This window comes from Dechloromonas sp. A34 (assembly GCF_026261605.1).
Taxonomy (GTDB): Bacteria; Pseudomonadota; Gammaproteobacteria; order Burkholderiales; family Rhodocyclaceae; genus Azonexus.
Genome location: NZ_CP102486.1, coordinates 4167747 through 4191302, shown reverse-complemented (window position 1 = coordinate 4191302; position 23556 = coordinate 4167747). Strand labels below are relative to the sequence as shown.

The 23556-nt window shown below is 60.7% G+C and carries 25 protein-coding genes; 18 read left to right on the top strand and 7 right to left on the bottom strand.

Going from position 1 to position 23556, the window contains the following annotated elements:
* Window positions 1–2 precede the first annotated feature (2 nt).
* The 4 genes from ilvN to NQE15_RS20865 all read left to right on the top strand — a co-directional run bounded on the left by ilvN (window position 3) and on the right by NQE15_RS20865 (window position 3981).
* Window positions 3–494 carry an acetolactate synthase small subunit gene (ilvN, locus tag NQE15_RS20880; RefSeq protein ID WP_265944375.1) on the top strand — a complete coding sequence of 164 codons (492 nt, stop codon included), beginning with the start codon at window positions 3–5 and terminating at the stop codon, window positions 492–494.
* Window positions 495–518: 24 nt separating this feature from the next.
* Window positions 519–1535: a ketol-acid reductoisomerase gene (gene ilvC / locus NQE15_RS20875; protein WP_265944373.1), complete on the top strand. Its 1017-nt coding sequence runs from the start codon at window positions 519–521 to the stop codon at window positions 1533–1535.
* Between the two features lie 136 nt (window positions 1536–1671).
* Window positions 1672–2424 (top strand): CDP-diacylglycerol--serine O-phosphatidyltransferase, encoded by a 753-nt coding sequence (gene pssA, locus NQE15_RS20870; RefSeq protein WP_265944371.1) that lies wholly within the window; start codon window positions 1672–1674, stop codon window positions 2422–2424.
* 15 nt (window positions 2425–2439) lie between these two features.
* On the top strand, window positions 2440–3981 hold the full coding sequence (locus NQE15_RS20865; RefSeq protein ID WP_265944369.1) for a 2-isopropylmalate synthase: 1542 nt from the start codon (window positions 2440–2442) through the stop codon (window positions 3979–3981).
* A 26-nt stretch (window positions 3982–4007) separates the two neighbouring features.
* On the opposite strand, the gene NQE15_RS20860 is transcribed toward NQE15_RS20865, so the two are convergent.
* Entirely contained in the window at window positions 4008–4376 is a 369-nt protein-coding gene (locus tag NQE15_RS20860; RefSeq protein WP_265944367.1) for a DUF2069 domain-containing protein, read from the bottom strand.
* A gap of 188 nt (window positions 4377–4564) precedes the next feature.
* On the opposite strand from NQE15_RS20860, the gene NQE15_RS20855 reads away from it, so the two are divergent.
* Window positions 4565–5314 carry a YhjD/YihY/BrkB family envelope integrity protein gene (locus NQE15_RS20855; protein ID WP_265944365.1) on the top strand — a complete coding sequence of 250 codons (750 nt, stop codon included), beginning with the start codon at window positions 4565–4567 and terminating at the stop codon, window positions 5312–5314.
* On the opposite strand, the gene NQE15_RS20850 is transcribed toward NQE15_RS20855, so the two are convergent.
* Window positions 5286–6800, bottom strand: a complete 1515-nt coding sequence (locus NQE15_RS20850; RefSeq protein WP_265944363.1) for a hypothetical protein — start codon at window positions 6798–6800, stop codon at window positions 5286–5288. The two genes, NQE15_RS20855 and NQE15_RS20850, sit on opposite strands and share 29 nt — an antisense overlap.
* 178 nt (window positions 6801–6978) lie before the next feature.
* Between NQE15_RS20850 and rpsP the strand changes: the two genes are divergently transcribed.
* The 4 genes from rpsP to rplS are packed head-to-tail and all read left to right on the top strand — an operon-like array spanning window position 6979 to window position 8926.
* Window positions 6979–7233, top strand: coding sequence for a 30S ribosomal protein S16 (gene rpsP, locus NQE15_RS20845; protein ID WP_083518189.1), 255 nt, complete (start codon window positions 6979–6981; stop codon window positions 7231–7233).
* Window positions 7234–7244: 11 nt separating this feature from the next.
* Window positions 7245–7757 (top strand): ribosome maturation factor RimM, encoded by a 513-nt coding sequence (gene rimM / locus NQE15_RS20840; RefSeq protein ID WP_265944359.1) that lies wholly within the window; start codon window positions 7245–7247, stop codon window positions 7755–7757.
* Window positions 7754–8518, top strand: coding sequence for a tRNA (guanosine(37)-N1)-methyltransferase TrmD (trmD, locus tag NQE15_RS20835; protein WP_265944357.1), 765 nt, complete (start codon window positions 7754–7756; stop codon window positions 8516–8518). Before rimM ends, trmD begins: the two co-directional genes overlap by 4 nt.
* A gap of 27 nt (window positions 8519–8545) precedes the next feature.
* Window positions 8546–8926, top strand: a complete 381-nt coding sequence (gene rplS, locus NQE15_RS20830; RefSeq protein ID WP_265944355.1) for a 50S ribosomal protein L19 — start codon at window positions 8546–8548, stop codon at window positions 8924–8926.
* A gap of 66 nt (window positions 8927–8992) precedes the next feature.
* Here rplS and folE2 read toward each other — a convergent pair whose 3' ends face one another.
* From folE2 to xseB, 4 genes are read right to left on the bottom strand one after another with little or no spacing between them, the layout of a single operon-like run.
* Window positions 8993–9805 (bottom strand): GTP cyclohydrolase FolE2, encoded by an 813-nt coding sequence (gene folE2, locus NQE15_RS20825; RefSeq protein WP_265944353.1) that lies wholly within the window; start codon window positions 9803–9805, stop codon window positions 8993–8995.
* Window positions 9806–9823: 18 nt separating this feature from the next.
* Window positions 9824–11680, bottom strand: a complete 1857-nt coding sequence (gene dxs / locus NQE15_RS20820) for a 1-deoxy-D-xylulose-5-phosphate synthase (RefSeq protein WP_265944351.1) — start codon at window positions 11678–11680, stop codon at window positions 9824–9826.
* 1 nt (window position 11681) lies between these two features.
* On the bottom strand, window positions 11682–12575 hold the full coding sequence (locus NQE15_RS20815; protein WP_265944349.1) for a polyprenyl synthetase family protein: 894 nt from the start codon (window positions 12573–12575) through the stop codon (window positions 11682–11684).
* Entirely contained in the window at window positions 12572–12811 is a 240-nt protein-coding gene (gene xseB / locus NQE15_RS20810) for an exodeoxyribonuclease VII small subunit (RefSeq protein WP_265944348.1), read from the bottom strand. The genes NQE15_RS20815 and xseB overlap by 4 nt, the downstream gene beginning before the upstream one ends.
* A gap of 104 nt (window positions 12812–12915) precedes the next feature.
* Between xseB and NQE15_RS20805 the strand changes: the two genes are divergently transcribed.
* The 4 genes from NQE15_RS20805 to NQE15_RS20790 all read left to right on the top strand — a co-directional run bounded on the left by NQE15_RS20805 (window position 12916) and on the right by NQE15_RS20790 (window position 16197).
* Window positions 12916–14049, top strand: coding sequence for an aromatic ring-hydroxylating oxygenase subunit alpha (locus tag NQE15_RS20805; RefSeq protein WP_265944347.1), 1134 nt, complete (start codon window positions 12916–12918; stop codon window positions 14047–14049).
* 64 nt (window positions 14050–14113) lie between these two features.
* Window positions 14114–14965 carry a DMT family transporter gene (locus NQE15_RS20800; protein WP_265944346.1) on the top strand — a complete coding sequence of 284 codons (852 nt, stop codon included), beginning with the start codon at window positions 14114–14116 and terminating at the stop codon, window positions 14963–14965.
* Window positions 14966–15004: 39 nt separating this feature from the next.
* The gene (locus tag NQE15_RS20795; RefSeq protein ID WP_265944344.1) at window positions 15005–15355 is read left to right on the top strand and encodes an STAS/SEC14 domain-containing protein; all 351 of its coding nucleotides are present in this window, start codon (window positions 15005–15007) and stop codon (window positions 15353–15355) included.
* The gene (locus NQE15_RS20790; protein WP_265944342.1) at window positions 15352–16197 is read left to right on the top strand and encodes a sulfurtransferase; all 846 of its coding nucleotides are present in this window, start codon (window positions 15352–15354) and stop codon (window positions 16195–16197) included. The genes NQE15_RS20795 and NQE15_RS20790 overlap by 4 nt, the downstream gene beginning before the upstream one ends.
* Here NQE15_RS20790 and queG read toward each other — a convergent pair.
* On the bottom strand, window positions 16194–17252 hold the full coding sequence (gene queG, locus NQE15_RS20785) for a tRNA epoxyqueuosine(34) reductase QueG (protein ID WP_265944340.1): 1059 nt from the start codon (window positions 17250–17252) through the stop codon (window positions 16194–16196). The two genes, NQE15_RS20790 and queG, sit on opposite strands and share 4 nt — an antisense overlap.
* Between queG and tsaE the strand changes: the two genes are divergently transcribed.
* The 5 genes from tsaE to NQE15_RS20760 all read left to right on the top strand — a co-directional run bounded on the left by tsaE (window position 17247) and on the right by NQE15_RS20760 (window position 23353).
* Window positions 17247–17762 carry a tRNA (adenosine(37)-N6)-threonylcarbamoyltransferase complex ATPase subunit type 1 TsaE gene (gene tsaE / locus NQE15_RS20780; RefSeq protein WP_265944338.1) on the top strand — a complete coding sequence of 172 codons (516 nt, stop codon included), beginning with the start codon at window positions 17247–17249 and terminating at the stop codon, window positions 17760–17762. The genes queG and tsaE overlap by 6 nt on opposite strands.
* The gene (locus NQE15_RS20775; RefSeq protein ID WP_265944336.1) at window positions 17696–19015 is read left to right on the top strand and encodes an N-acetylmuramoyl-L-alanine amidase; all 1320 of its coding nucleotides are present in this window, start codon (window positions 17696–17698) and stop codon (window positions 19013–19015) included. The genes tsaE and NQE15_RS20775 overlap by 67 nt, the downstream gene beginning before the upstream one ends.
* 543 nt (window positions 19016–19558) lie before the next feature.
* Window positions 19559–20857, top strand: a complete 1299-nt coding sequence (locus NQE15_RS20770) for a dsDNA nuclease domain-containing protein (protein WP_265944334.1) — start codon at window positions 19559–19561, stop codon at window positions 20855–20857.
* The gene (locus NQE15_RS20765) at window positions 20847–21401 is read left to right on the top strand and encodes a hypothetical protein (protein ID WP_265944332.1); all 555 of its coding nucleotides are present in this window, start codon (window positions 20847–20849) and stop codon (window positions 21399–21401) included. Before NQE15_RS20770 ends, NQE15_RS20765 begins: the two co-directional genes overlap by 11 nt.
* A complete protein-coding gene (locus NQE15_RS20760) occupies window positions 21398–23353 on the top strand; it encodes a hypothetical protein (protein ID WP_265944330.1) in 1956 nt (651 codons plus the stop codon). Before NQE15_RS20765 ends, NQE15_RS20760 begins: the two co-directional genes overlap by 4 nt.
* Window positions 23354–23556: the final 203 nt, after the last annotated feature.

Sequence of the window (23556 nt, the reverse complement as noted above, 5' to 3'; positions counted from 1 at the left end):
AAATGCGACACATCATTTCCATCCTGATCGAGAACGAATCGGGTGCGCTGTCCCGCGTGGCCGGGCTATTCTCCGCCCGCGGCTACAATATCGAATCGCTGACCGTGGCACCGACGGAAGATCCCTCGTTGTCCCGGATGACCATCCTGACCTCGGGCTCCGACGAAGTGCTCGAGCAGATCACCAAGCAGCTCAACAAGCTGGTTGATGTGGTCAAGGTGGTCGATCTCTCCGAAGCTGCTCACGTCGAGCGCGAACTGATGCTGATCAAGGTTCGCGCCACCGGCAAGGACCGCGAAGAGATGAAGCGAATGGCCGATATTTTCCGTGGCCGCATCATCGACGTCACGGAGTCGACCTATGTCATCGAGTTGACCGGAGCCAGCGCCAAGCTCGACTCCTTCATTGGTGCGCTCGATGCTGGCCTGATTCTCGAAACCGTCCGTACCGGTGTCTGTGGCATCGGTCGCGGCGATCGTATTCTTAAAGTCTAACTATCTGTACATAAAGAGGATTTCATGAAAGTTTATTACGACAAGGACGCCGATCTCTCCCTGATCAAGGGCAAGAAGGTCACCATCGTTGGTTACGGTTCCCAGGGCCATGCTCACGCCCAGAATCTGAAGGATTCCGGCGTCAAGGTCACCGTCGGCCTGCGCAAGGATGGCGCTTCCTGGAAGAAGGCCGAAGCGGCCGGTTTGAAGGTCGAAGAAATCACCAAGGCCGTCAAGGGCGCCGATGTCGTCATGATCCTGTTGCCGGACGAGAACATCCCGCAGGTGTACAACGAAGAAGTCGCCCCGAACCTGAAGAAGGGCGCTGCCCTGGCTTTCGCTCACGGCTTCAACGTCCATTACAACCAGGTCGTGCCGCGCGCCGACGTCGATGTCATCATGGTTGCCCCGAAGGGCCCTGGCCACACCGTGCGTTCTGAGTACCTGAAGGGTGGCGGCGTGCCGTCGCTGATCGCTGTTTTCCAGGACAAGTCCGGCAAGGCCAAGGACATCGCCCTCTCGTACGCTGCTGCCAACGGCGGTACCAAGGGTGGCGTCATTGAAACCAACTTCCGCGAAGAAACCGAAACCGACTTGTTCGGCGAACAGGCCGTGCTCTGTGGCGGCGCTGTCGAACTGGTCAAGATGGGCTTCGAAACCCTGACCGAAGCCGGTTACGCTCCGGAAATGGCCTACTTCGAGTGTCTGCATGAACTGAAGCTGATCGTCGACCTGATGTACGAAGGCGGCATCGCCAACATGAACTACTCGATCTCGAACAACGCCGAGTACGGCGAGTACGTGACTGGCCCGGAAGTCATCAACGAAGAATCCCGTGCCGCCATGCGCAATGCCCTGAAGCGCATCCAGACCGGCGAGTACGCCAAGATGTTCATCCAGGAAGGCCGCACCAACTACCCGTCGATGACGGCCCGTCGTCGTCTGAACGCCGTGCATCCGATCGAGACGGTCGGTGGTCAGCTGCGCGAAATGATGCCGTGGATTCGCAAGAACAAGCTGGTCGACCAAACCAAGAACTAAGTTTGGTGCCGGCTCGGTAGAGCTTGCTCTGCCTTCGCATTGGGCGGTGTGCTTATCTGCACCGCCCTTTGCATTTGCGGATTATCCACGTCGCAAGATGTATCCTTGCGCTTTCTCGCCGGAAACTCGTATCGCGATGACTGAACTGAAGCCCCGTAAAACCCTGTTCAACCCCGAACTCAAGCGGCGCGGCATTTACATCCTCCCCAACCTGTTCACCACGGCAGCCTTGTTCGCCGGGTTCTTTGCCATTGTCCAGGCGATGCAGGGTGATTTCGAGCGGGCGGCGATGGCGATTTTCATCGCCATGGTGCTGGATGGTCTGGATGGCCGGGTGGCCCGTCTGACGCATACCCAGTCGGCCTTCGGTGCCGAATACGACTCGCTGTCCGATATGGTCAGCTTCGGTGCGGCACCGGCGCTGGTGATGTACGAGTGGGCGCTGCGCGATATGGGCCGCTTGGGCTGGATCGCCGCCTTCATCTACTGTGCCGGCGCCGCCCTGCGTCTGGCCCGCTTCAATACGACGCTGGAAGTGATGGACAAGCGCTACTTCCAGGGCTTGCCTTCGCCAGCGGCTGCGGCCTTGGTCGCCGGTCTGGTCTGGGTGATGATCGTCTCCGGCATCGCGGGTCACGATGTGCGCTGGCTGGCCTGCGTACTGACCATCTTTGCTGGCATCACGATGGTTTCCAATATCCGTTATTACAGTTTCAAGGATATCAATCTGAAGAAAAGCGTCCCGTTCTTCGTGATCGCCGCGATTGCGCTGGGCTTCGCTCTGGTCGCCTACAGTCCTGAAATAGCCCTTTTCGGATTCTTTGTCCTTTACGGCCTGTCTGGCTATGTGCAGGCCGCACTCGGCTTGCTTAAACGCAAGGCCCAGTAACCACGGGAGCACAACATGAAGCAACATCTGGTAATTTTTGACACCACCCTGCGTGATGGCGAGCAAAGCCCAGGCGCTTCGATGACCAAGGAAGAAAAGATCCGCGTCGCCCGCCAGCTGGAAAAAATGCGGGTCGACGTGATCGAGGCCGGTTTTGCTGCAGCCTCGCCCGGCGATTTCGACGCCATCCAGGCGATCGCCCAAGTCATCAAGGATTCGACCATCTGCTCGCTTGCGAGGGCCAACGAGACCGACATTCGACGCTCCGGCGAGGCGATCAAGCCGGCGAAGTCCGGGCGCATCCATACCTTCATTGCGACTTCGCCGATCCACATGCAGAAGAAGTTGCGCATGACGCCGGATCAGGTCGTCGAGCAGGCGGTCAGGGCCATCGCCTGGTCGCGCGAATACACCGATGACGTCGAGTTTTCGGCGGAAGACGCCGGGCGTTCGGAAATCGATTTCCTGTGCCGCATCTTCGAAGAAGTCATCAAGGCTGGCGCGACGACGATCAACGTGCCCGACACCGTCGGTTACAACATCCCCCAGCAGTATGCCGAAACGGTTCGCCAGCTCATCGAACGCGTGCCGAACGCGGACAAGGTGGTATGGTCGGTGCACTGTCACAACGATCTGGGGCTGGCCGTGGCCAACTCGCTGGCCGCCGTGCTGGCCGGGGCGCGCCAGGTCGAATGCACGATCAATGGTCTCGGCGAGCGGGCCGGCAACGCCTCGCTTGAAGAGATCGTGATGGCGGTGCGCACGCGCAGCGATGTCTTTCCGGTCGAAACCCGGATCGACACGACGCAGATCGTGCCGGCCTCGAAGCTCGTCTCGCAGATCACCGGCTACGCGGTGCAGCCGAACAAGGCTGTGGTCGGTGCCAATGCCTTTGCCCATGAGTCCGGTATCCACCAGGATGGGGTGCTGAAGCATCGCGAGACCTACGAAATCATGCGCGCCCAGGATGTCGGCTGGACGCAGAACAAGCTGGTGCTCGGCAAGCACTCTGGCCGCAATGCATTCAAGAGCCGACTACAGGAACTGGGTATCGAACTGGACAGCGATGAGGCGCTAAACGCCATCTTCGCCCGCTTCAAGGAACTGGCCGACCGCAAGCACGAGATTTTCGACGAAGACCTGCACGCGCTGGTTTCCGACGAACTGGTGATGCCCGAGCACGAGCATTACAAGCTGGTCTATTCGCATGTCTGCTCGGAAACCGGCGAGATGCCGAACGCCAGGGTGATACTCAGTGTCGGCGGCGTCGAGCATAAGGGCGAGGCAGCTGGTGGCGGCCCGGTCGATGCCACATTCAAGGCAATCGAAAGTGTGGTGGCCAGCGGTGCCGAACTACTGCTTTACTCGGTCAATGCCATCACGACCGGTACCGATGCCCAGGGCGAGGTCACGACGCGCTTGGCCAAAGGCGGCCGCGTCGTGAATGGCAACGGTGCGGACACCGACATCGTGATCGCTTCGGCGCGTTCCTATCTCAACGCGCTGAACAAGCTGTATTCGACGCTGGACAAGGTGCGGGCCCAGGGCGACATCTAATACCCCGGCGCTAACCAAAGGCCGCTTCAGCTTTGCTGGGCGGCCTTTTCTATTTTGGGGGGCCGGGTTGCGCGAACGTAAAGGATGCAGCTGGCGAAAATGACGGTCGCCAGTACGGTTTCCCCGATCGCCAGCTGCTGGCTCAGTCCGCTGTCGCTGGTCGCCCGGGTCAGTCCTTCGAGCAAGTAGAACTGGATGAACAGCGACAGCCACTTGTAGGTATAACGTCTGCCGCGCAGGATGCCAAACAGCGGCAGCAGCAGAAAGGCGGCCTTCAGAGTCAGCCATGAGCCGCCAGGGCGCAACGGGGCGAGCCAGCCTTCCCAGGCTAGGCAGAGGAAGATCAATGCGATCAGGCTGACCCCGGTGAGCAGTTGGTAACGGGCGGCGTTCACGGCTGCCCCGGTTTCTTGGCGAGTAGGGCTGGGTTGCCCACCGAGCCGCGGTGGCTGTGATAGTGGATGAGTATCTCTTGCATGGTCCGTTATTATACGGCCCCATGCAAAACAGCTCCCGGTATCGCCGAGGCCGTCCGAAACAGGCTTACGGCGACAGTATCTTTCGTCGCTTCTTGAGCGAAAACATGATGCAGACCAGCTCGGCGCTGGCCTTCACGACCTTGATGGCCCTCGTGCCGCTGGTCGCGGTTTTGCTCTCCCTGGCGGCGGCGGTGCCATATCTGGATGTCCTGATTGCTCGCCTCGACCTGCTGGTCAGGGATGTCCTGCTGCCGACCGGTGCCGCGGGAACCATTGCCGGCAGCATCAGCCGGTTTTCGCACAAGGCGCAACAGTTGACCCTGGCTGGCGTTGCCCTTCTTGGCGTCACGGCGATCATGCTGATGAATGCCATTGAGCGCACATTCAATCATCTGTGGCAGGTGAAGCCGCGTCCCTGGCTGGCCCGGCTGCGTTTGTATGCCTTCGTGGTGGCGGTGTGGCCCTTCATCCTGGGGGCGGTGGCGGTAGCCATCTCCTTTGCGGTCAGCGCGTCGCTGGGCCTGTTTGATGAACCGGTCTGGTTTCGCCGGATATTGCTGAAAGCGGTATCCATGCTGCTGCTCGGCCTGTTTTTCTCGTTTTTGTATTACGCAGTGCCGAATGCCGATGTGTCACGTCGGGCAGCGTTGGTCGGCGGGGTATTTGCGACCCTGGCTTTCTCGGCAATGCAGAAAGTGTTCGAGCTCTATCTGGTCAGTTCGGCAATGTTGAAGAGCATCTACGGGGCATTTGCCGCGTTCCCGGTATTTCTGGCCTGGCTGCACCTTTCGTGGGCCATTGTCCTCTTTGGCGGCTTGGTCGTCGCTAGACTGAGTCGTCCGTCGAAACGCTGAAGACCTCGATGCTGCTGGTTTGCTCGTCAAGATGCGTGGTACGCACTTCGCGTACCGAAAAATTTTCGGCTTCGACCAGAACGATAAGCCGATCGCTATTCGGCTTCAGTACGCCCGAGGCGACGACCAGGGATTCAAGGGGGCGCAAAGGGGGGGCTTCCGGGAGGATCAGGGCTTCGATCGGGCTGGTGGAAAGCTCGTAAGGTTGCACGATCCTGGCGGCAATGGCGCGGGATGCAATAAGCTGCAAACCCAGTTCGACGTGTTCCGGGTTTTCCGAAATCGCCCAGCGAATCACGCAAACGTGCCATGCCGGCGATGCTTCGCTGCGCCCTCTTGCTGCATGTAAAGCGACAATATCCCCGATGCGCAGAGACTCGGTCTGGCCGGACATGTGCATCAACGCGTAGCCATCGGGGCTTTCGTTGGTGACCATCCATTCGCTTGTTTCGATGTTGGCCTCGGGGGTCTTGATCAATTGCCAGAGATTTTCCAGCCCCAGGCAAAGATTGGCTCGGTAGGATTGCCGCCGCCGCGGAAAGCGCCGTTTTTGCGGGTTTCCCCAGAGTGTCGTCAGGCGCAGTAGCACCGCCTGGCCGGCATGGGTGTCGGCGAATGCCGGCAGTCCCAGAGTCGAGGCAGGGGTGCCCTTGCTCAATTCGGCGTGGTGGCGAGAGGCCTCCCGGGCGATCGCTTCGCAGGAAAAATAAAGCACATTGGTATCGGCTGCCGGAATCCGCCGGATCAGTGCGTGGGCAGGGAAGTCCTTGTCCAGGTCGATCCAGAAAATTGCATTGCCATCTCTCGGTGGCAATACGCCGAGTTCCATCTGTTGCGGCAGGTGCTCGATATAGTCGTTGATGAATTCCAGTTCGGCGGAAGTAAAAGATGCTGGCTGGGCAATCGCAGTCAGCAGGACGTTTGTGTAAATGCGTTGAACGCTGGGTCCGCCGCGTGGCCCGGGAAGAGCATCCAGGCCCAGGCGCCGGGCGGTACAGAAAGCGGTGTGCAGTTGTTGCCAGCGACCGAGCGCGGTCGGTGCGGCGATTAAGTGACTGATCCTGATCTGCCACGCAATGGCATGCATGGCGCGACGAAGCGAGACATGCGGGGGGCGGGGCGTGTCTTCACCTTCAGGGTGAAATAACGTGGCCAGCGTGTTGAAGTAGTCCTGAGTGAGTGTTTCCAGGGCTTCGAGAAGCGCCTTTACGCGTTGCCGAAGCTTGCGTGAGATCGGTAGCGAGACTTCATGTAGTTGCGGCAGCTCGGCGTTGACCGTTCGTTCAATGTGAGCGTACAGCAGGTCGAGCAGTTTGATGCGCTGGGCGGTCGGGACGGGGGTCTCGCGCAATAAAAGAAGCTGGCGGTAAAGCTGGCCCGCGTCTTCGGCCCTGGTGCGCTCATGCGCCGAGGCTAGCCACTCAAGTATGCTCTTGACGTTGGCTTCGGGCTTGAGTGGCGAGGAAATCTCCGGCGCAGTGTCCATTTGCTCTGCAGGATAACAAAATTTCACGGTTTATCCACCGCCTTTGGCCGCCGCTACGGGCTTTCTGTCGTTTTTGAGGTGGGATAGCGGTGTGTTTTGGCGCTTGCCAAGTTGCTTGTTTTTCCTGGATAAAGCGCTATAATCATCGGTCTTTTTTCCAGCTAACGAAAGAATAACGATGGTTGTTATCCGTCTTGCCCGTGGCGGCGCCAAGAAGCGTCCCTTCTACAACATGGTTGTCACCGATTCCCGCAATCGCCGTGATGGTCGTTTCGTTGAGCGTATCGGTTTCTACAACCCGGTTGCTTCCGGTAACGCCGAGAGCCTCCGTGTTTCCGTCGATCGTCTGACCTACTGGCAGCAGAACGGCGCCCAGTTGTCGCCGACCGTTGCACGTCTGGTCAAGCAACACGCTGCTCAACAAGCAGCTTAAGCAGTTCCGCTTTGGCCGGTAAGGATATCGTCGTTCTGGGTCGCCTGGCCGACCCCTACGGGATTCAAGGCTGGCTGTGGTTGCACCCTTTTGGCGACGACCCGCTGGCCTGGGCAGAAATGCCCATCTGGTGGGTCGCTAGAGAAGGCGAGCCGTGGCGTGAGTGCAAGCTGAAAAGCTTGAAAGCGCACGGCAATGGCGTGGTGGTATTGCTCGAAGGCATTGCTGACCGCACCGGGGCCGAGGCTATGAAGGGCTTTCTGGTCGGGGCGCCGCGTGATGCTCTGCCGAAGACCGATGATGACGAGTTTTACTGGGGCGATCTGATTGGCCTGGATGTCATCAATACCACCGACGAGCGATTGGGCAAAGTAGCTAGCCTGATCGAAAGTGGGGCCAACACCGTCTTGCGTGTGGTTGCGGATGACGGATTGGAGCGCCTGCTGCCTTTTGTGTCGGCAGTGGTGCTGGCCGTCGAGAAGGACACTGGATTGATCCGTGTGGAGTGGGGCAGCGACTGGTGATCCGGTTCGACTGCATTTCCATTTTTCCGGAGATGTTCGCTGCTGTAACGGAAAGTGGCATCACCCGCCGGGCGCTGGAAGAGCAGCGCTGGGCGTGGCAAGGCTGGAATCCGCGTGATTTCGCCGAGAATACCTGGCGGCGGGTCGATGACCGCCCCTTTGGCGGCGGGCCGGGCATGCTCATGCAGGCGGCTCCGCTGGAGAAGGCGATCGCCGCTGCCAAGGCGCAGCAGCGCGAGGCGGGGTTGGCGAGAAGCCGGGTCATCTACCTCTCGCCGCAGGGCGCGCCGCTCACCCACGAACGGGTGATGGAGCTGGCGAGCGGCGAGGAGGGGCTGATTCTTCTTTGCGGCCGCTATGAAGGAATTGACGAGCGTCTGATCGAGCGCTGTGTCGATGAAGAAATATCGATCGGAGATTTTGTGCTCTCCGGTGGCGAGTTGCCGGCGATGGTGTTGATCGATGCCGTCGTCCGCCAGTTGCCGGGAGTGTTGGGCGATGCTGCTTCGGCGGTGGAAGATTCGTTTGTCGGTGGTTTGCTGGATTGTCCGCACTACACGCGACCCGAGGTGTACGAGGGCGAGGCAGTCCCGGAAGTGTTGATGTCCGGCGACCACAAAAAGATTCGTCGGTGGCGACTGAAACAGTCGCTGGCGAGAACCCGGCAGCGCCGGCCGGATTTACTGGCGCACCGCGTGTTGAGCGCGGAGGAAACGCAACTCCTCACGGAAATCGTCGGAGAGGAGCAATGCGGTGAGTAAGTGTTTATATAAATTTAAGGATCTCACATGAACCTGATTGAACAACTGGAACAAGAAGAAATTGCCCGCCTGGGCAAGACCATTCCCGACTTCGCGCCGGGCGACACCGTCGTCGTGCAAGTGAAGGTCAAGGAAGGTAACCGCGAGCGTCTGCAGGCTTACGAAGGCGTCGTCATCGCCAAGCGCAACCGTGGTCTGAACTCCGCTTTCATCGTCCGCAAGATTTCTTCCGGCGAAGGCGTCGAGCGTACTTTCCAGACCTATTCGCCGCTGGTCGCTTCGATCGAAGTCAAGCGCCGCGGTGATGTGCGTCGCGCCAAGCTGTACTACCTGCGCGAGCGTTCGGGCAAGTCGGCCCGGATCAAGGAAAAGCTGACCCGCAAGGAAAAGCCGGTCGCTGCTGCTTAAGCAGACTCTCCGGATTAGAAAAGGGCGCCTCGGCGCCCTTTTTCTTTGCTCTGCTTTTGTCTGAAATTACGGGTGAGCGGCAGGCTGCGTCTTGTCCTTTTCGATCAGCGCATAGGCCGAGTGATTGTGGATCGACTCGAAATTCTCCGATTCCACGACATAGGCGTCGACGCGGGCTTCGGCATTGAGGCGGGCGGCGACGTCGCGCACCATGTCTTCGACGAATTTCGGATTGTCGTAGGCGCGTTCGGTGACGTATTTCTCGTCCGGACGCTTCAACAGCCCAAACAGTTCGCACGAAGCTTCCTCTTCGACCAGCTGGACGAGTTCCTCGATCCACACGAAGTCGTTGGTGCGGGCGGTGATGGTGACGTGCGATCGCTGGTTGTGGGCGCCGCGCTCGGAAATCTTCTTCGAGCAGGGGCAGAGGCTGGTCACCGGCACGACGACCTTGACCGAGGTGGCGATCTCGCCGTGGCAGATGTCGCCGATGAAGGTGACGTCGTAGTCCATCAGGCTCTGCACGCCGGAAACCGGGGCGGTCTTGTTGATGAAGTACGGGAAGTTCATCTCGATGTGGCCGGTCTCGGCTTCGAGCTTGGCGACCATGTCGCGCAGCATGACCGGGAAATTCTCGACCGAGATCTCGCGCTCGTGGCTGTTCAGAATCTCCACGAAGCGCGACATGTGGGTGCCCTTGAAATTGTGGGGCAGACCGACGTACATGTTGAACATGGCGATCGTGTGCTGGATGCCGGCCGATTTGTCCTTAACGCGGATCGGATGCCGGATGGACTTGATGCCGACCTTGTTGATGGCCAGGTGGCGGGTGTCGGCGGAGTTTTGAACGTCGGGAATGTTGGGGTTCGGGGTGCTCATCTGCTGTTCTTCAATAATTCATGGTGAGACGGTACGGGCACGCACGGCGCGCACGATGCCATCCTTGTCGAGGCCAAGTTCGGCCAGTAAATGACCTTGTTCGCCATGGTCGATGAAGCGGTCGGGCAGGCCAAGGCGCAAAACCGCTACCTTGATGCCCCGTTCCGCCAGCACCCGCTCGATTTCCGAGCCGGCGCCGCCGATCACAGCATTTTCTTCGATACTGACGAGCAGGGAATGGTTCCCGGCTAGCTCGACAATCAGTTCGGTATCGAGCGGTTTGACGAAGCGCATGTTGGCGACCGTGGCGTCGAGTTCCTCGCCGGCGGCCAGCGCGGCGGGAACCAGGCTGCCGAAGGCGAGCAGGGCGACGCCCTGGCCCTGGCGGCGGATTTCGCCCTTGCCGACGGGCAGGGTGTCGAGATTGGTTTCCGGCACGGCACCGGTGCCGCCGCCGCGCGGGTAGCGGACCATGCTCGGGCAATCCAGGGCAAACGCCGTGGACAGCATGCGCCGGCATTCGGCTTCGTCGGCCGGTGCCATGACCACCAGGTTCGGGATGCAGGTGACGAAAGAGAGGTCGAAAGTGCCGTGGTGGGTCGGGCCGTCGGCGCCGACCAGGCCGCCGCGGTCGACCGCGAAGACGACCGGCAGGTTTTGCAGCGCCACGTCGTGGATCAACTGGTCGTAGGCGCGCTGCAGGAAGGTCGAGTAGATGGCGACGACCGGCTTCAGGCCCTCGCAGGCGAGGCCGGCGGCAAAGGTCACGGCATGCTGTTCGGCGATGCCGACATCGTAGTAGCGGTCCGGAAATTCGCAGGCGAAGCGCACCAGGCCCGAGCCTTCGCGCATGGCCGGGGTGATGCCGACCAGCCGGGAGTCGGCCTTGGCCATGTCGCACAGCCAGTCGCCGAAGACCTGGGTGTAGGTCAGCTTGCCCGGCCCCTTGGCGGACTGGATGCCTTCGCCGGCGGCGAATTTGCCGACGCCGTGATAGAGGATGGGGTCGGCTTCGGCCAGCTTGTAACCCTGGCCCTTCTTGGTGATCACATGCAGGAACTTCGGACCCTTGAGCTTCTTCAGGTTTTCCAGGGTCGGGATCAGGGCGTCGAGATCGTGGCCGTCGATCGGGCCGTAGTAATGGAAACCGAATTCCTCGAACAGCGTGCCGGGGGCGATCATGCCCTTGACGTGTTCCTCGGCGCGGCGCGCCAGTTCGAGCAGCGGCGGCGCGAAACCGAGCATGTGGCGGCCGGCTTCGCGGGCCGCGTTGTAGGTCTTGCCGGACATCAGCCGGGTCAGGATGTTGTTCAGGGCGCCGACCGGCGGCGAGATCGACATCTCGTTGTCGTTCAAGATGACCAGCATGTCGGCATCGGCGACGCCGGCATTGTTCAGGGCTTCGAAGGCCATGCCGGCCGACATCGCGCCATCGCCGATGATGGCGATCGCCTTGCGCTCCTCGCTCTTGTGCTTGGCGGCCAGCGCCATGCCCAGCGCGGCTGAGATCGAGGTCGAGGAATGGCCGACGCCGAAGGTGTCGTAGGGGCTCTCGCTGCGCTTGGGGAAGCCGGAGACGCCGCCCTGCATGCGCAGGCGGCTCATGCCTTCGCGGCGGCCAGTCAGCACCTTGTGGGCGTAGCACTGGTGGCCAACATCCCAGACCAGACGGTCTTCGGGAGTGTTGAAGACGTAATGCAGGGCAACCGTCAGTTCGACGGTGCCGAGATTGGACGACAGGTGGCCGCCGGTCTGAGAGACCGACTCGATCAGGAAGCCGCGCAACTCGTCGGTTAGTTGCGGCAATTGCTTGCGGTCCAGCCGGCGCAGGTCGGCCGGGCTGTTGATGCATTCGAGCAGGCGGGAAACGGTCATTTCAGAATTGCCGATGGCAGATGAAGTCGGCCAGTTCAGTCAGGCGCGTCGCGCGCTCGCCGAAGATGGCCAGGGCGTCGAGCGCGTCGCTGCGCAGTTCATCGGCGTAGGAGCGGGCGGCATCGAGGCCGAGCAGGCTGACGTAGGTCGGCTTGGCGGCGGCCTCGTCCTTGCCGGCGGTTTTGCCCAGCGTGGCGGTGCTCGCCGTGCAGTCGAGAATGTCGTCGACGACCTGGAAGAGCAGGCCGGCGCGTTTGGCGAAACGGTCGAGATTGGCTCTTTCTTCGGCGGAAAGCGGGTTGCCGGCCAAGGCGCCGAGCAGCACGGCGGCGCGGATCAGGGCACCGGTCTTGAGGGCGTGCATCAGTTCGAGTTCAGGCTGGTTCAGCGCCTTGCCGACCGAGCCGAGGTCGATTGCTTGGCCGCCAGCCATGCCGCGCGAGCCGCTGGCGTGGGCGAGCAGGGTGATCATTTCGAGCTGGCGGGCTGGCTCGGCGGTCGGCTGGCTGGCCAGCAGTTCGAAGGCCAGCGTCTGCAGGCTGTCGCCGACGAGCAGGGCGGTCGGTTCGTCGAATTCGACATGGCAGGTCGGGCGGCCGCGACGCAGCACATCGTCGTCCATGCAGGGCAGGTCGTCATGGACCAGCGAATAGGCGTGGATCATCTCGACGGCACAGGCCACGGTATCGAGCTTGTCCGGCGTGGCGCCGGTCAGTTCGCCGGCCGCGAAGGCAAGCAGCGGGCGGACGCGTTTGCCGCCGCCCAGCGTGGCATAGCGCATGGCATCGTGGAGGCGGGCCGGGATGCAGTCCGAGCCGGGCAGGTGGCGGGCGAGGGCGGTTTCGACCCGGGCTTGGGTTGCCGCCATCCACTCGGCAAAGGTGTTGGCGCTCACGGCGCCTCCAGCGTCGCGCGGTCGACGTCCTTGAACTGGCCGTTTTCAAGAATGCGGATCTGCGCCTCGGCATCGGCCAGTTGCGCCTGGCAGTGCTTCATCAGTTCCATGCCATGACGATAGGCGGCGATCGACGCTTCGAGTTCGAGCTTGCCGCCTTCCATGCTCTGGACAATGCTTTCGAGTTCGGCGAGCGCCGTCTCGAATTTCATGTCGGCGATGGGTGAATGATCCATGTCAACGCGTTTCGGGGAAACAGGCGAAAATACTCTATCCGAGGGCTTCTGGTCAAATCGACGGGAGGGTAAAATCTCATCTTTTAACCCGCTGGAGGCATGGAATGTCCAACGTGGCGACTTTGTCCCGTTTGGCCCCAGCAGTTTCCCAACTGCCGGTGGACTGGTATTTCGACGAGAAGATTTTCGAGCTGGAGAAGAAGCTCATCTTCGATGCCGGTCCCGGCTATGTCGGCCACCAGCTGATGGTGCCGGAAGCGGGTGATTTCCGTTCGCTGGAGTGGAAGGACCACGGTCAGATGCTGCTCAACGGCGGCGCCGAGGGCGAGCATGCCGGCATCTGGCAGATGTCGAACGTCTGTCGCCACCGCCAGGCGATCATGCTCCAGGGCTCGGGCAAGGTGCCGGGCAATATCGTCTGCCCGATTCATCGCTGGACCTACGATACCGGCGGCCAGCTGATCGGGGCGCCGCATTTTCCGCAGAATCCCTGCCTGAACCTCAACAAGGCCAAGCTGGAAAACTGGAACGGCCTGCTCTTCAAGGGCCCGCGTTCGGCGACGGCCGACCTGGCCGGCATGAAGGTCGCCAATCAGCTCGATTTCACCGGCTACAAGCTCGACCATGTCGAGATGCACGAGTGCAATTACAACTGGAAGACCTTCATCGAGGTCTATCTTGAGGATTACCACGTCGCGCCCTATCACCCGGGCCTGGGTAATTTCGTCACCTGCGACGACCTGACCTGGCAGTTCGGCGACTGGTATTCGGTGCAGCGGGTCGGCATCACCTCGCTGCAGAAGTCCGGTTCCAAGGTCTATGAACGCTGGCAGAAGGCGGTCCGCGACATTTACGGCAATGAGGGCAAGACGCCCGAGCACGGCGCCATCTGGCTGACCTATTTTCCGAACATCATGGTCGAGTGGTACCCGCACGTGCTGGTCGTGTCGACGGTGATTCCGCAGGGCGTGAACAAGACGCTGAACGTCGTCGAGTTCTATTACCCGGAAGAAATCGTCGATTTCGAACGCGACTTCATCGAGGCCGAACGCGCCGCCTACATGGAAACGGCGATCGAAGACGACGACATCGGCGAGCGCATGGATCGCGGCCGCTATGCCCTGCTCAAGGAAGGGCGCAACGAAGTCGGCCCCTACCAGAGCCCGATGGAGGACGGCATGCAGCACTTCCACGAGTTCTATCGCCAGATCATGCAGCAGCAGATCGAGGCGCGTTAAGCGCGAGCGGTGCTGCAACAAGGCGTCGGGGTAAAATCCGGCGCCTTTTTACTTTCGAGCCGCCATGCAATCGTTGTGGATGATCGCCGCCAGTTTCCTGTTCGCCTGCATGGGCGTCTGCGTCAAATTCGCCGCGGCGACGCATTCGGCGGTCGAGATCACCTTCTACCGCAGCTTCATCTCGCTGATCCTGATGTTCGGGCTGGTCCGGCTGCGCGGGGTCTCCCTGCAAACCACGCACTGGCGCTGGCAGATCAGCCGCGGCGTGGTTGGTTTCGTCGCCCTGTTCGGCTATTTCTATGCGATCACCCTGTTGCCGCTGGCGACGGCGGTGACGCTGAACTACACCTCGGCGATCTTTCTCGCCTTCTACCTGGCCTTGGCCGGCATGCGCCTGCGGGTAGGCATCCTCGGCGCCCTGGTCGTCGGCCTGCTCGGCGTCGTGCTGCTGCTGCGCCCGACGCTGCATGCCGATCAGCTGGTCGGCGGCCTGGTCGGCCTGGCCTCCGGAGTAATGGCCGGGATGGCCTATTTCAGCGTCCGCGAATTAGGGGCGCGCGGCGAGCCGGAGACGCGGACGGTTTTCTATTTTGCGCTGGTTTCCTCGGTCTGCGCTGGGCTCTGGCTGCTGTTCAGCGAGCTGCATGCGGTCGACCTGCGCAGCGGCCTGTTGTTGCTCGGCGTCGCCAGCTTCGCCACCGCCGCCCAACTCGCCATGACCCGCGCCTACACCCGGGGCAAGACCCTGATGTCGGCGGCGCTGGCTTACAGCACGGTGATTTTTTCCAGCCTGTTTGGCGCGCTGTTCTGGGGCGAAGTGCTCGATGGCGCGGCCTGGTTCGCGATCGGGCTGATCATCCTGTCTGGCATCGCGGCGACGCATTTTTCCCGCGCCAGCCCGGTGGAACAGGATTAATCGGCGTTAAACTGAGACAAACAACAACGGAGTCAGATCATGATCGTCATCGACCATCAACCCAGCCGTGTCAGCGTATCCGTGTTCGGCGAATTCACCCTGGCCGACTACAAGGAATTCGAGGAAGTCGTCAATTTCAAGATCAAGTTCGAGGGGCCGGTCGATCTCTATTTCGATTTGAGCCAGATGGCCGATCTGACGCTTGACGTCGCCTGGGAAGAAATCAAGTTTTCGCGGGCCCACGCCAACGATTTCAAGCGGGTCGCCGTCGTCACCGAAAGCCAGTGGGTGACCTGGAGCGCCTGGCTGTCGCAGACCTTCGTCAATGCCGACGTCGAAGTCTTCGACAATGCGGAGGACGCCAAGGCCTGGTTGGAGGAAGCGGCTTGAGCTACACGACCCTGATCGATGCCGCCACCCTGAAGGCGCATCTCGATGACCCGGACTGGCGGATCATCGATGTCCGCCACCAGTTGGCCAATACCGCCTACGGCGAACAAGCCTATGGTGCCGGGCACATTCCCGGCGCCGCCTTCCTGCATTGCGACCGCGACCTATCAGGGCCGATGACCGGCAAGAACGGTCGCCATCCCTTACCCGATCCGGAAAAACTGGCCGCGCGCCTGGGCGAAATCGGCGTCGGGCCGCAGACCCAGGTCGTGGTGTACGACGACGCCCAGGGCATGGTCGCCGGCCGCCTGTGGTGGCTGTTGCGCTGGCTTGGCCATGACCGGGTGGCGCTGCTTGACGGTGGCCTGCAAGCTTGGGTGGCAGCGGATCATGCCCTGTCCAGCGAATTGCCGCCGCTCCGTCCGGCCACTTTTGTTGTCACGATGCGCGATGCCCTAGTCGATGCCGGTTACGTCCAGACCTTCCTAGCCACTTCGCGCCTGTACCTGATCGACGCCCGCGGTCCGGATCGCTTCCGGGGCGAGAACGAGACCATCGATCCGGTTGCGGGCCATATTCCGGGGGCGGTCAACCGTTTCTTCCAGCTCAATCTGCAGGCCGACGGTCGCTTCAAGCCGGCTGCCGACCTGCGCGCCGAATGGCTGGCCCTTCTCGCCGGCCAGTCGCCAGAACTGGTCGTGCATCACTGCGGTTCGGGGATTTCCGCCTGCCACAACATCCTCGCCATGGAAATCGCAGGCTTGTCAGGTTCCCGGCTCTATCCCGGCTCCTGGAGTGAGTGGTGTGCCGATCCGGCCCGGCCGGTCGCCCAGGGCAACTAGCCGGGCGGCTGGGCGGTCAGCCGGCTCAGTGCCCAGGCGACGTGTTCGCGCACCAAGGATGACGGGTTATCGGCCTGCTGGCAGAGTGCCGTCAGCGCCGCCGGCGTCGGTTTCGCGTTACCCAGCGCCACAGCAATGTTCCGTAACCACCGCTCATGCCCGATACGGCGGATCGGATTGCCGGCCAGGCGGTCGTTGAACTGTTGTTCGTTCCAGCCGAACAGATCGACCAGGCTGGCGCTATCGAGGCCATGGCGCGGCGCGAATTCCGGGTCGCCGAGCTGGGCGAAGCGGTTCCACGGACAGCACAGCTGGCAATCGTCGCAGCCGTAGATACGGTTGCCGATCAGCGGGCGGAACTCCTCGGGAATCGGTCCGGCAAGTTCGATGGTCAGGTAGGAAATGCAGCGCCGGGCGTCGACCTTGTAGGGGGCGACGATGGCGCCGGTCGGGCAGGCCGCCAGGCAGGCCGTGCAGGTGCCGCAGTGTTCTTCGACCGGTGCGTCGGGCGGCAGAGGCAGGTCGGTATAGATTTCGCCGAGGAAGCGCCAGGAGCCCTGCTTCGAGAGCAGTAAGGTGTGCTTGCCGCGCCAGCCGAGGCCCGCCTGTTGGGCATATTCGACCTCCATGACCGGGGCTGAATCGGAAAAAACCCGGTAGCCGAAGGGGCCGACGATGGCGGTGATCGCGTCGGCCAGTTTCTGCAGCCGGCTGCGCACGACCTTGTGGTAGTCCCGTCCCTGGGCGTAGCGCGAAATCGCCGCCTGCTCCGGCTGGTCGGCGGTTCGGGTATGGGGCAGGTAGTCGAGTGCGGTGGTGATCGCGGTCAGCGTGCCGGGGTGCAGCATGGCCGGCTGGGCGCGCAATTCGGCGTGGCGGGCCATATAATCCATTTCGCCGTGGCAACCCTCGGCCAGCCACTGGCGCAGGCGTTCAGCCGCCGGGCCGGGGTCGGCCCGGGCCACGCCGACGGCGGCAAAGCCGAGTTCGTGGCCGGCGGCGCGGATTTTTTCCTTGAGCGCTACGTAATCCACCGTGGAGTCCTGATCGTGCATAGCCCCGATGTTACCGCCGTTTTCCAATTGCCCGACGAGGCGGCGACCCAGCGCCTGGGCGAAGCGTTGGCCCCGCAGTTGCAGCCCGGGCTGGTGATATTTCTCGAAGGCGACCTCGGCGCCGGCAAGACAACCCTGGTGCGGGCGCTGATTCGCGCCCTGGGTCACGCCGGGCCGGTGAAAAGTCCGACTTATTCACTGGTTGAAGTTTACGTAATTTCGAGCTTATACTTATATCACTTTGATTTTTATCGTTTCGAGTCACCAGAGGAGTTCTCCGATGCGGGCTTTGACGAATACTTTAACGATACTGCGGTCTGCCTGGTCGAGTGGCCGGAACGTGCTGAAGGCTGCGTTCCGTCGCCAGACTTGCGGCTGCGCCTTCATCATGCGGGTCTCGGGCGTCTCCTCGAGGCCGTGGCAGATACACCGGAAGGGACGCAATGCATAAAAGGGCTGGTCTCAGCCATGGACGACGGCAGCTCCTCCGCTACGCCGGCGCCTCGCTGATACTTTCGGTTTCGCCGCTGGCCGGTGCCGCGGCGAAGCTGCCCTCGGTGCTCGCCGTGCGCATCTGGCCGGCCGCCGATTACACCCGCGTCACGCTCGAACATGACGCCCCAATCAAATACACGCATTTCACGGTCGATAACCCGGACCGCCTGGTGGTCGATATCGAAGGCGTCGAATTCAACAGCGTGCTCGACAGCCTGGCCCGCAAGGTGGCGACCGACGATCCGAATATCAAGCTGCTGCGCGCCGGCCGCTTCAAACCGGGTGTCGTGCGCCTGGTCATGGAGCTCAAGGGCAAGGTCAACCCGCAGGTGTTTTCGCTGGCCCCGGCCGGCGAATACGGCCATCGCCTGGTGCTCGACGTGTACCCGGTCAATCCGCCGGACCCGATGATGGCGCTGCTTGAAGGCCGCCAGGATGCAGTCGAGCCGATGAAAGTCGAGCCCGAACCCTTGCCCGACAAGACCCCGGCCAAGACGCCCGAGGCCCCGGAGGTTCATACCACCAAGAAATCCGGGAAGCCGATTGTCGACCGCATGGTAACCATCACGCTCGATCCCGGTCATGGCGGCGAAGACCCTGGCGCCATCGGCAAGGGCGGCTCCTATGAAAAGAACGTCACGCTTGAAGTCGCCCGGCGCCTGAAGGCGCGCATCGATGCCGAACCCAACATGCGGGCCGTGCTGACCCGCGATTCCGATTTCTTTGTGCCGCTGCAGATGCGCGTCCAGAAGGCGCGGCGGGTGCAGTCCGACCTCTTCCTGTCGATCCATGCCGATGCCTGGATCAAGCCGGATGCCCGTGGTTCGTCTGTCTTCGTCCTCTCTGAGCGCGGCGCTTCGAGCACCCAGGCCCGTCTGCTCGCCCAGCGCGAGAATCAGGCCGATCTGGTCGGCGGGGTCAATCTCGGCGCCAAGGACCTGTTCCTAGCCCGCACGCTGCTCGATCTGTCGCAAACCGCCACCATCGCCGACAGCCTGAAGCTGGGCAAGTACCTGCTCGGTGAACTGGGGGCGGTCAATACGCTGCACAAGAACAATGTTGAGCAGGCCAGTTTTGCCGTGCTCAAGGCGCCGGATATTCCTTCGGCGCTGATCGAGACCGCCTTCATTTCCAACCCGGAAGAAGAGCGCCGGCTCAATGATGACGCCTATCAGGAAAAATTGGCTGAAGCTATCGTGCGGGGCGTTCGGCAGTACTTCATCAGGCATCCGCCAGGGCCCAAAGCGCGGCTGGCCGCGCTCGGTTAATGGGTGACCTAAATAAAGTCGTTACCTTGGAAATAAAGTCCTAACTTCCAAGAATAGAGTCGTAACGGCTGATGAAGTTGGTCAGCTATTGTTTCACTGCCATCTAATGCTCCGTAGCGTCGCGCCACCATCCCTATTAGTCGGCAATCGGCCAGAAGTTGATGTTCAAAAAACTGGGGATGCAGCTATTTGAACGGCTGCTTCTCTCAGAAACCTGCCCGGCAGCGTACGCATGTAACTCAGCCGAAGCGGCCGATTATGCCTTTGTGCTAGTATGGCAGCTATCGGCCATGAGGAGCCTTTGCGTATATTCCCCCGGCCGACTGGTTCGGGCTGATAGGCGCGCTCGCCGCTACTTCGTGAATGTCGGTGGTTGCAGAAAGGCGCCACAGACGGGGCAACGTCCAATTAGCATTCGATGCAGGTCTTCAGTGGCGGTGGGCAATGCGCACCGGCCCGTGCTCGGGTCAACCAAATTGTCAGGTAGCAGCCTGAGTCGGATGCTTGCACAAAGCGCAGGATGTTATTCCGGGATGGGTACAGATGGAACGGACGAAAAATGAACCCTTGCCCCTAGGGTTGCCGGAACAGGTCGATGGACTTGCGACAACGCCCTCGGACCGAGGAGATGAAACCCAAGAGCGGTTTCGCTATCAATGGGCCATTGGCGTGTGGCTACTGGCGCAGAGCCTTACCGGCAACCGTACAATTCGCGCTCTGTGGTGCGAGCATCATGAAGACTACCTGCTGGAGTTGCCAGCCGGCCGGTGCATTGCAGTCCAGGTCAAAACGGACAGCCGCGAGAACGCCCGCTGGCGTTGGAGTGACGATGCGCTGGTTGACTCTGTCGCGCGGTTCTGTGTTTTCGAGAGGACGCATGGAACTGTCATTGACGGCTACGAGTTCATCTCAAATGCGGCCCCCTATGTGCCTGCCGCAACGACAAAAAGGAAAGACTCGCTTGCGGCGAGCCCTGACCGCCTCATTCAGTGCTGTTCCCGCGTCTCGACCCATTCCGAGGTGGAAGAACCATACAAGGCGGCCTTTACAGGGTTGCTCGGCAAGACCGGCTGCGACGCAACCGTGCTCTTCCAAGTCCTGCGCAAGCTTAGATTCGCGCAGGGCCCAGTCCTCAGGGGGTATGACGACACATTTGCTGCCTCGATTATTCCGGAGCTGCCTGGTTGCGCCGGGCTGACAACGGTCTCGTGCTGCCGCTTGAGGGATGAGCTGATAGCGCTTGTTCAAGCAGCCTGCAGATTGCGAGTCGATGGGATAGACGGCGCTGTAGCGTATCTCGCTACGAATGGTCGGCCTGATGCTGCAATTCGAGGCAAATGCATAACTCCAGAGTCGGCGGCCGAATTAATGGCTAGGGTTCGACAGCCAACCTTCCGATTTGTCGACAGCGGAGCGGGTATAGACATCGGTGCCACGACTGGTCGAGCCGAAGTGCTGAAACGGAAAATGCGCAATGCCTACCTCGGCAGTCAGTTTGAGCCATTGCGCATGCGCATGGACTCAGCAGACCAACGTTTGATGGAGCGGGCCTTGCTGGAGCCCGAGGGCTTTGACGCCATCTCAAACCAACTCGTCAGCACTGTACTGGTCGAGTGTAAGGACATCGAGGCGATGGCCTTTGACCATGCCGACGAGAAGACGCATGGTCTCGCGATTTACAAGCAAATCCTGCAGCGAATGGACACCCTTGCGAAGGAGGAGCCTGAGCGCGTGTGTCGTGAGCCGAAAGACACCCTGATGGGCATCGCCGGCATGCTTTCAGGAGAATGTAAGTTCGCATGGGGCACCCCGCTGGAAGGGGAGGCACAAGATGGCGCTTGAACTTGCACGTGCGCTCGCCGCGACAGAACGGGACGACAACTTGCACATCTCACGGCTGCTACTGCTGATGGCTTCGCACGCGGGCAACAAAGGTCGGCCTATTGAGGGGTTAACGAAGCTCGCAAAGCTGGACTTTCTTCTGCGTTATCCCAACTGCCTTGAGCGCGCGTTGACGTCTGCCGGGAAGGACCCGGCCAAGGCAGAAGTGGCCGATTTTGAGCGCACGACCATTGAAAGCAAGATGGTTCGGTTCCGATACGGCCCCTGGGACCATAGATATCGCCGGTGGGTCGCGTTGATGGCGGCCCGAGGGCTCGTGGCTGTAGACGTTAAGGGCAAGACGGTTCAACTCTGGCCTACGCCGGAGGGGCAAGCTATGGCTACCGCACTCGCTGACCAGGAACCACTTGAAGACCTTGCCACCCGCGCGAAGCTAGTGGCAAAGAACTTTGGCAATCGCAGTGGGACGGACTTGAAGAACTTTATCTATGCAACGTTCCCTGAATTGACCGACATGAAGTGGGGAGAGGAAATCGCCATATGAGACTTGCTTTAAAGAAGCTGCATCTGTCGCTCCACAAGTCAATTGAGCGAATCGACTTGCCGGGTGTTGTCTACTTCTTTGGCCCCATCGGGTCCGGAAAATCGAGTATTGGACGGCTTATCGACTTTTGCCTTGGTGGCAGCTATGCCTGGACGCCTGCTTTGCAGGCGGAAATGGTCTCGGCAGCTTTGGAGGTGTCGGTCAACGACGTCCCCGTGACCTTGTATCGTGACAGGGACTCGAGTCAGGTAATAGCAGTCTGGCAAGAGGGGAATGAGACTCTGCAGGTTCTGATTCCGGCAAGGAAAGGGACAAACGAAGTTTTGCCCGACTCGGGTGTCACAGTTTTGTCGGACCTGCTATTCCACCTGGCGAAAGAGGAGCCGCCATACGTGCGTCGGCGTAAGGGAACACCCGACGAGCGGCTCGAGCGCTTGAGCTTTCGGGACCTGTTCCGTTTTTGCTATCTCGACCAGGAGGGGATGGACAACGTCTTCTTCAGACTGGACTCTGACAACTACGCAATTCGTGCAAAAAGCGTCGATGCTTTGCGATATGTCCTCGGCTACCGTACGGAACAGGTCGCAGAGTTGGAGTCACGCCTTCAGGAAGTCCGCGAGCAACGCTTGGGGCTGTTGTCTGGCGCTCAGGCGCTTGCAAAGGCGCTGATGGATGCTGGCTTGGATGACATCAATGCCTATGACGATAAGATTGAATCAACCAAGGCTGAAATCGACCGCGCGCAGGCGGCCGCACAGGCCGCGAGGCAGCAACGCTCGCCAGCGCCGCATGCTGCGGAGGAACTACGTGACCACGCGCGACGCCTTGCCCAAGAACAAATTGCGCTTGAGCAGGCCTCGTCAGACATCGACCTCCGCATCGGCGAGCTTGAGCGTCACACCAACGAACTTCAGATGCTTTCGGTTCGCTTTCAGCGAACAGCTTCCGCGCGGATGGTTCTGGGAGGCGTTGATTTTTCGTCTTGCCCTCGATGCACCCAAACCCTCCCGAACCGCGAGGCCAGGCTCTGCGCGGTTTGTGGACAGCCTGAGCACATCACCGATGCAGTAGGGGCGCTCGGCGAATCCGTGGTCAACGAGGACCTGCGAGCTCGCCAAACAGAGCTGAACGAGACCTTGGCGCGTATGCGCGCTCAAAAGCGTTCCGTGCAGCTTCGCGCTGCCGAGATATCAGCGCAGCGCAGCGCAGTGGACCGTTCGCTGGAGGTCAGGCTAAAGGAGTACGACTCAGCGTTCCTCTCTCAGGCGTTGCAACACGAGCGCGTCGTAGCCACTCTGGAGCAGCGACTTGATGCGATGCTGAGATACCGAAAGCTGCCAGACGTACTTCAAGAGCAACAGGCGCAGGCGGAGGCATTGAAGATTGACGAAGCCGAGTTAAGGGTCAAGCTGGAGGACGCTAAGAAGTCGGCTTTCAACGACCGAAAGAACGTTGAGTTGCTGGGCGAACTTTTTTTAGACTGCTTGGTGCGGGCGAAGTTTCCAGACGTCAGAGCGGACTACCGAGTTGAGATTGACCCCGCGACTTTTTATCCTCGCATTCCCTTAGGCGTGGAGGAAGCGCTTGTGGTGCTTTCCTTTGACAACGCTGGAAGCGGAGGAATGAAGGCACTGTTCAAGACTTGCTACGCGCTGGCCTTGCATCGGGTCTGCGCGCGAGCAGACGACGCTAGGTTGCCTCCGGTGCTCATCATTGACACGCCAACCAAGAATGTCAGCTCGGTCGAGAACCCCGAGGTCATCGCGGCGTTCTTCCGATTGGTTTATGAGCTTGCCGCAGGGGAGCTGGTCGAGACTCAGTTCGTCATCATCGACAACGAATTCAATGCCGTGCCTGACGATATCGACCTGCCGATTAACAGTCGACACCTTGTTAAGGGCGACCCCAATAATCCGCCACTCATTCCCTATCTTGTAGGGGATTTCTGGTAGCAACTAGCCGCAGCGTTGAGGGAATAGGAACCAAGGGCAGTCCGTTATCAGCGCGAAGCAGCCAGTAGCCCTAGCGGCCGCGAACGGCCATATTGGGTCAGGGGTATTAACTAAACAAAATAAAGGTTACCAAATGTCGATTTGTTCGAACTGCGCTGATTTTCTCTACCTACTGGTCTAATTTGTAGGTGCTTAGTCATGAA

Excerpts from the sequence above, each read along its gene's own strand:
- NQE15_RS20775 (WP_265944336.1), top strand. The coding sequence starts at position 17,696 with ATGCATAAAAGGGCTGGTCTCAGCCATGGACGACGGCAGCTCCTCCGC.
- NQE15_RS20850 (WP_265944363.1), bottom strand. The coding sequence starts at position 6,800 with ATGGACACTGCGCCGGAGATTTCCTCGCCACTCAAGCCCGAAGCCAAC.
- xseB (WP_265944348.1), bottom strand. The coding sequence starts at position 12,811 with ATGGATCATTCACCCATCGCCGACATGAAATTCGAGACGGCGCTCGCC.
- dxs (WP_265944351.1), bottom strand. The coding sequence starts at position 11,680 with ATGACCGTTTCCCGCCTGCTCGAATGCATCAACAGCCCGGCCGACCTG.
- NQE15_RS20865 (WP_265944369.1), top strand. The coding sequence starts at position 2,440 with ATGAAGCAACATCTGGTAATTTTTGACACCACCCTGCGTGATGGCGAG.
- NQE15_RS20765 (WP_265944332.1), top strand. The coding sequence starts at position 20,847 with ATGGCGCTTGAACTTGCACGTGCGCTCGCCGCGACAGAACGGGACGAC.
- rplS (WP_265944355.1), top strand. The coding sequence starts at position 8,546 with ATGAACCTGATTGAACAACTGGAACAAGAAGAAATTGCCCGCCTGGGC.
- NQE15_RS20855 (WP_265944365.1), top strand. The coding sequence starts at position 4,565 with ATGATGCAGACCAGCTCGGCGCTGGCCTTCACGACCTTGATGGCCCTC.
- NQE15_RS20760 (WP_265944330.1), top strand. The coding sequence starts at position 21,398 with ATGAGACTTGCTTTAAAGAAGCTGCATCTGTCGCTCCACAAGTCAATT.
- ilvN (WP_265944375.1), top strand. The coding sequence starts at position 3 with ATGCGACACATCATTTCCATCCTGATCGAGAACGAATCGGGTGCGCTG.
- NQE15_RS20795 (WP_265944344.1), top strand. The coding sequence starts at position 15,005 with ATGATCGTCATCGACCATCAACCCAGCCGTGTCAGCGTATCCGTGTTC.
- folE2 (WP_265944353.1), bottom strand. The coding sequence starts at position 9,805 with ATGAGCACCCCGAACCCCAACATTCCCGACGTTCAAAACTCCGCCGAC.
- NQE15_RS20800 (WP_265944346.1), top strand. The coding sequence starts at position 14,114 with ATGCAATCGTTGTGGATGATCGCCGCCAGTTTCCTGTTCGCCTGCATG.
- ilvC (WP_265944373.1), top strand. The coding sequence starts at position 519 with ATGAAAGTTTATTACGACAAGGACGCCGATCTCTCCCTGATCAAGGGC.
- rpsP (WP_083518189.1), top strand. The coding sequence starts at position 6,979 with ATGGTTGTTATCCGTCTTGCCCGTGGCGGCGCCAAGAAGCGTCCCTTC.
- NQE15_RS20770 (WP_265944334.1), top strand. The coding sequence starts at position 19,559 with ATGGAACGGACGAAAAATGAACCCTTGCCCCTAGGGTTGCCGGAACAG.
- pssA (WP_265944371.1), top strand. The coding sequence starts at position 1,672 with ATGACTGAACTGAAGCCCCGTAAAACCCTGTTCAACCCCGAACTCAAG.
- NQE15_RS20805 (WP_265944347.1), top strand. The coding sequence starts at position 12,916 with ATGTCCAACGTGGCGACTTTGTCCCGTTTGGCCCCAGCAGTTTCCCAA.
- queG (WP_265944340.1), bottom strand. The coding sequence starts at position 17,252 with ATGCACGATCAGGACTCCACGGTGGATTACGTAGCGCTCAAGGAAAAA.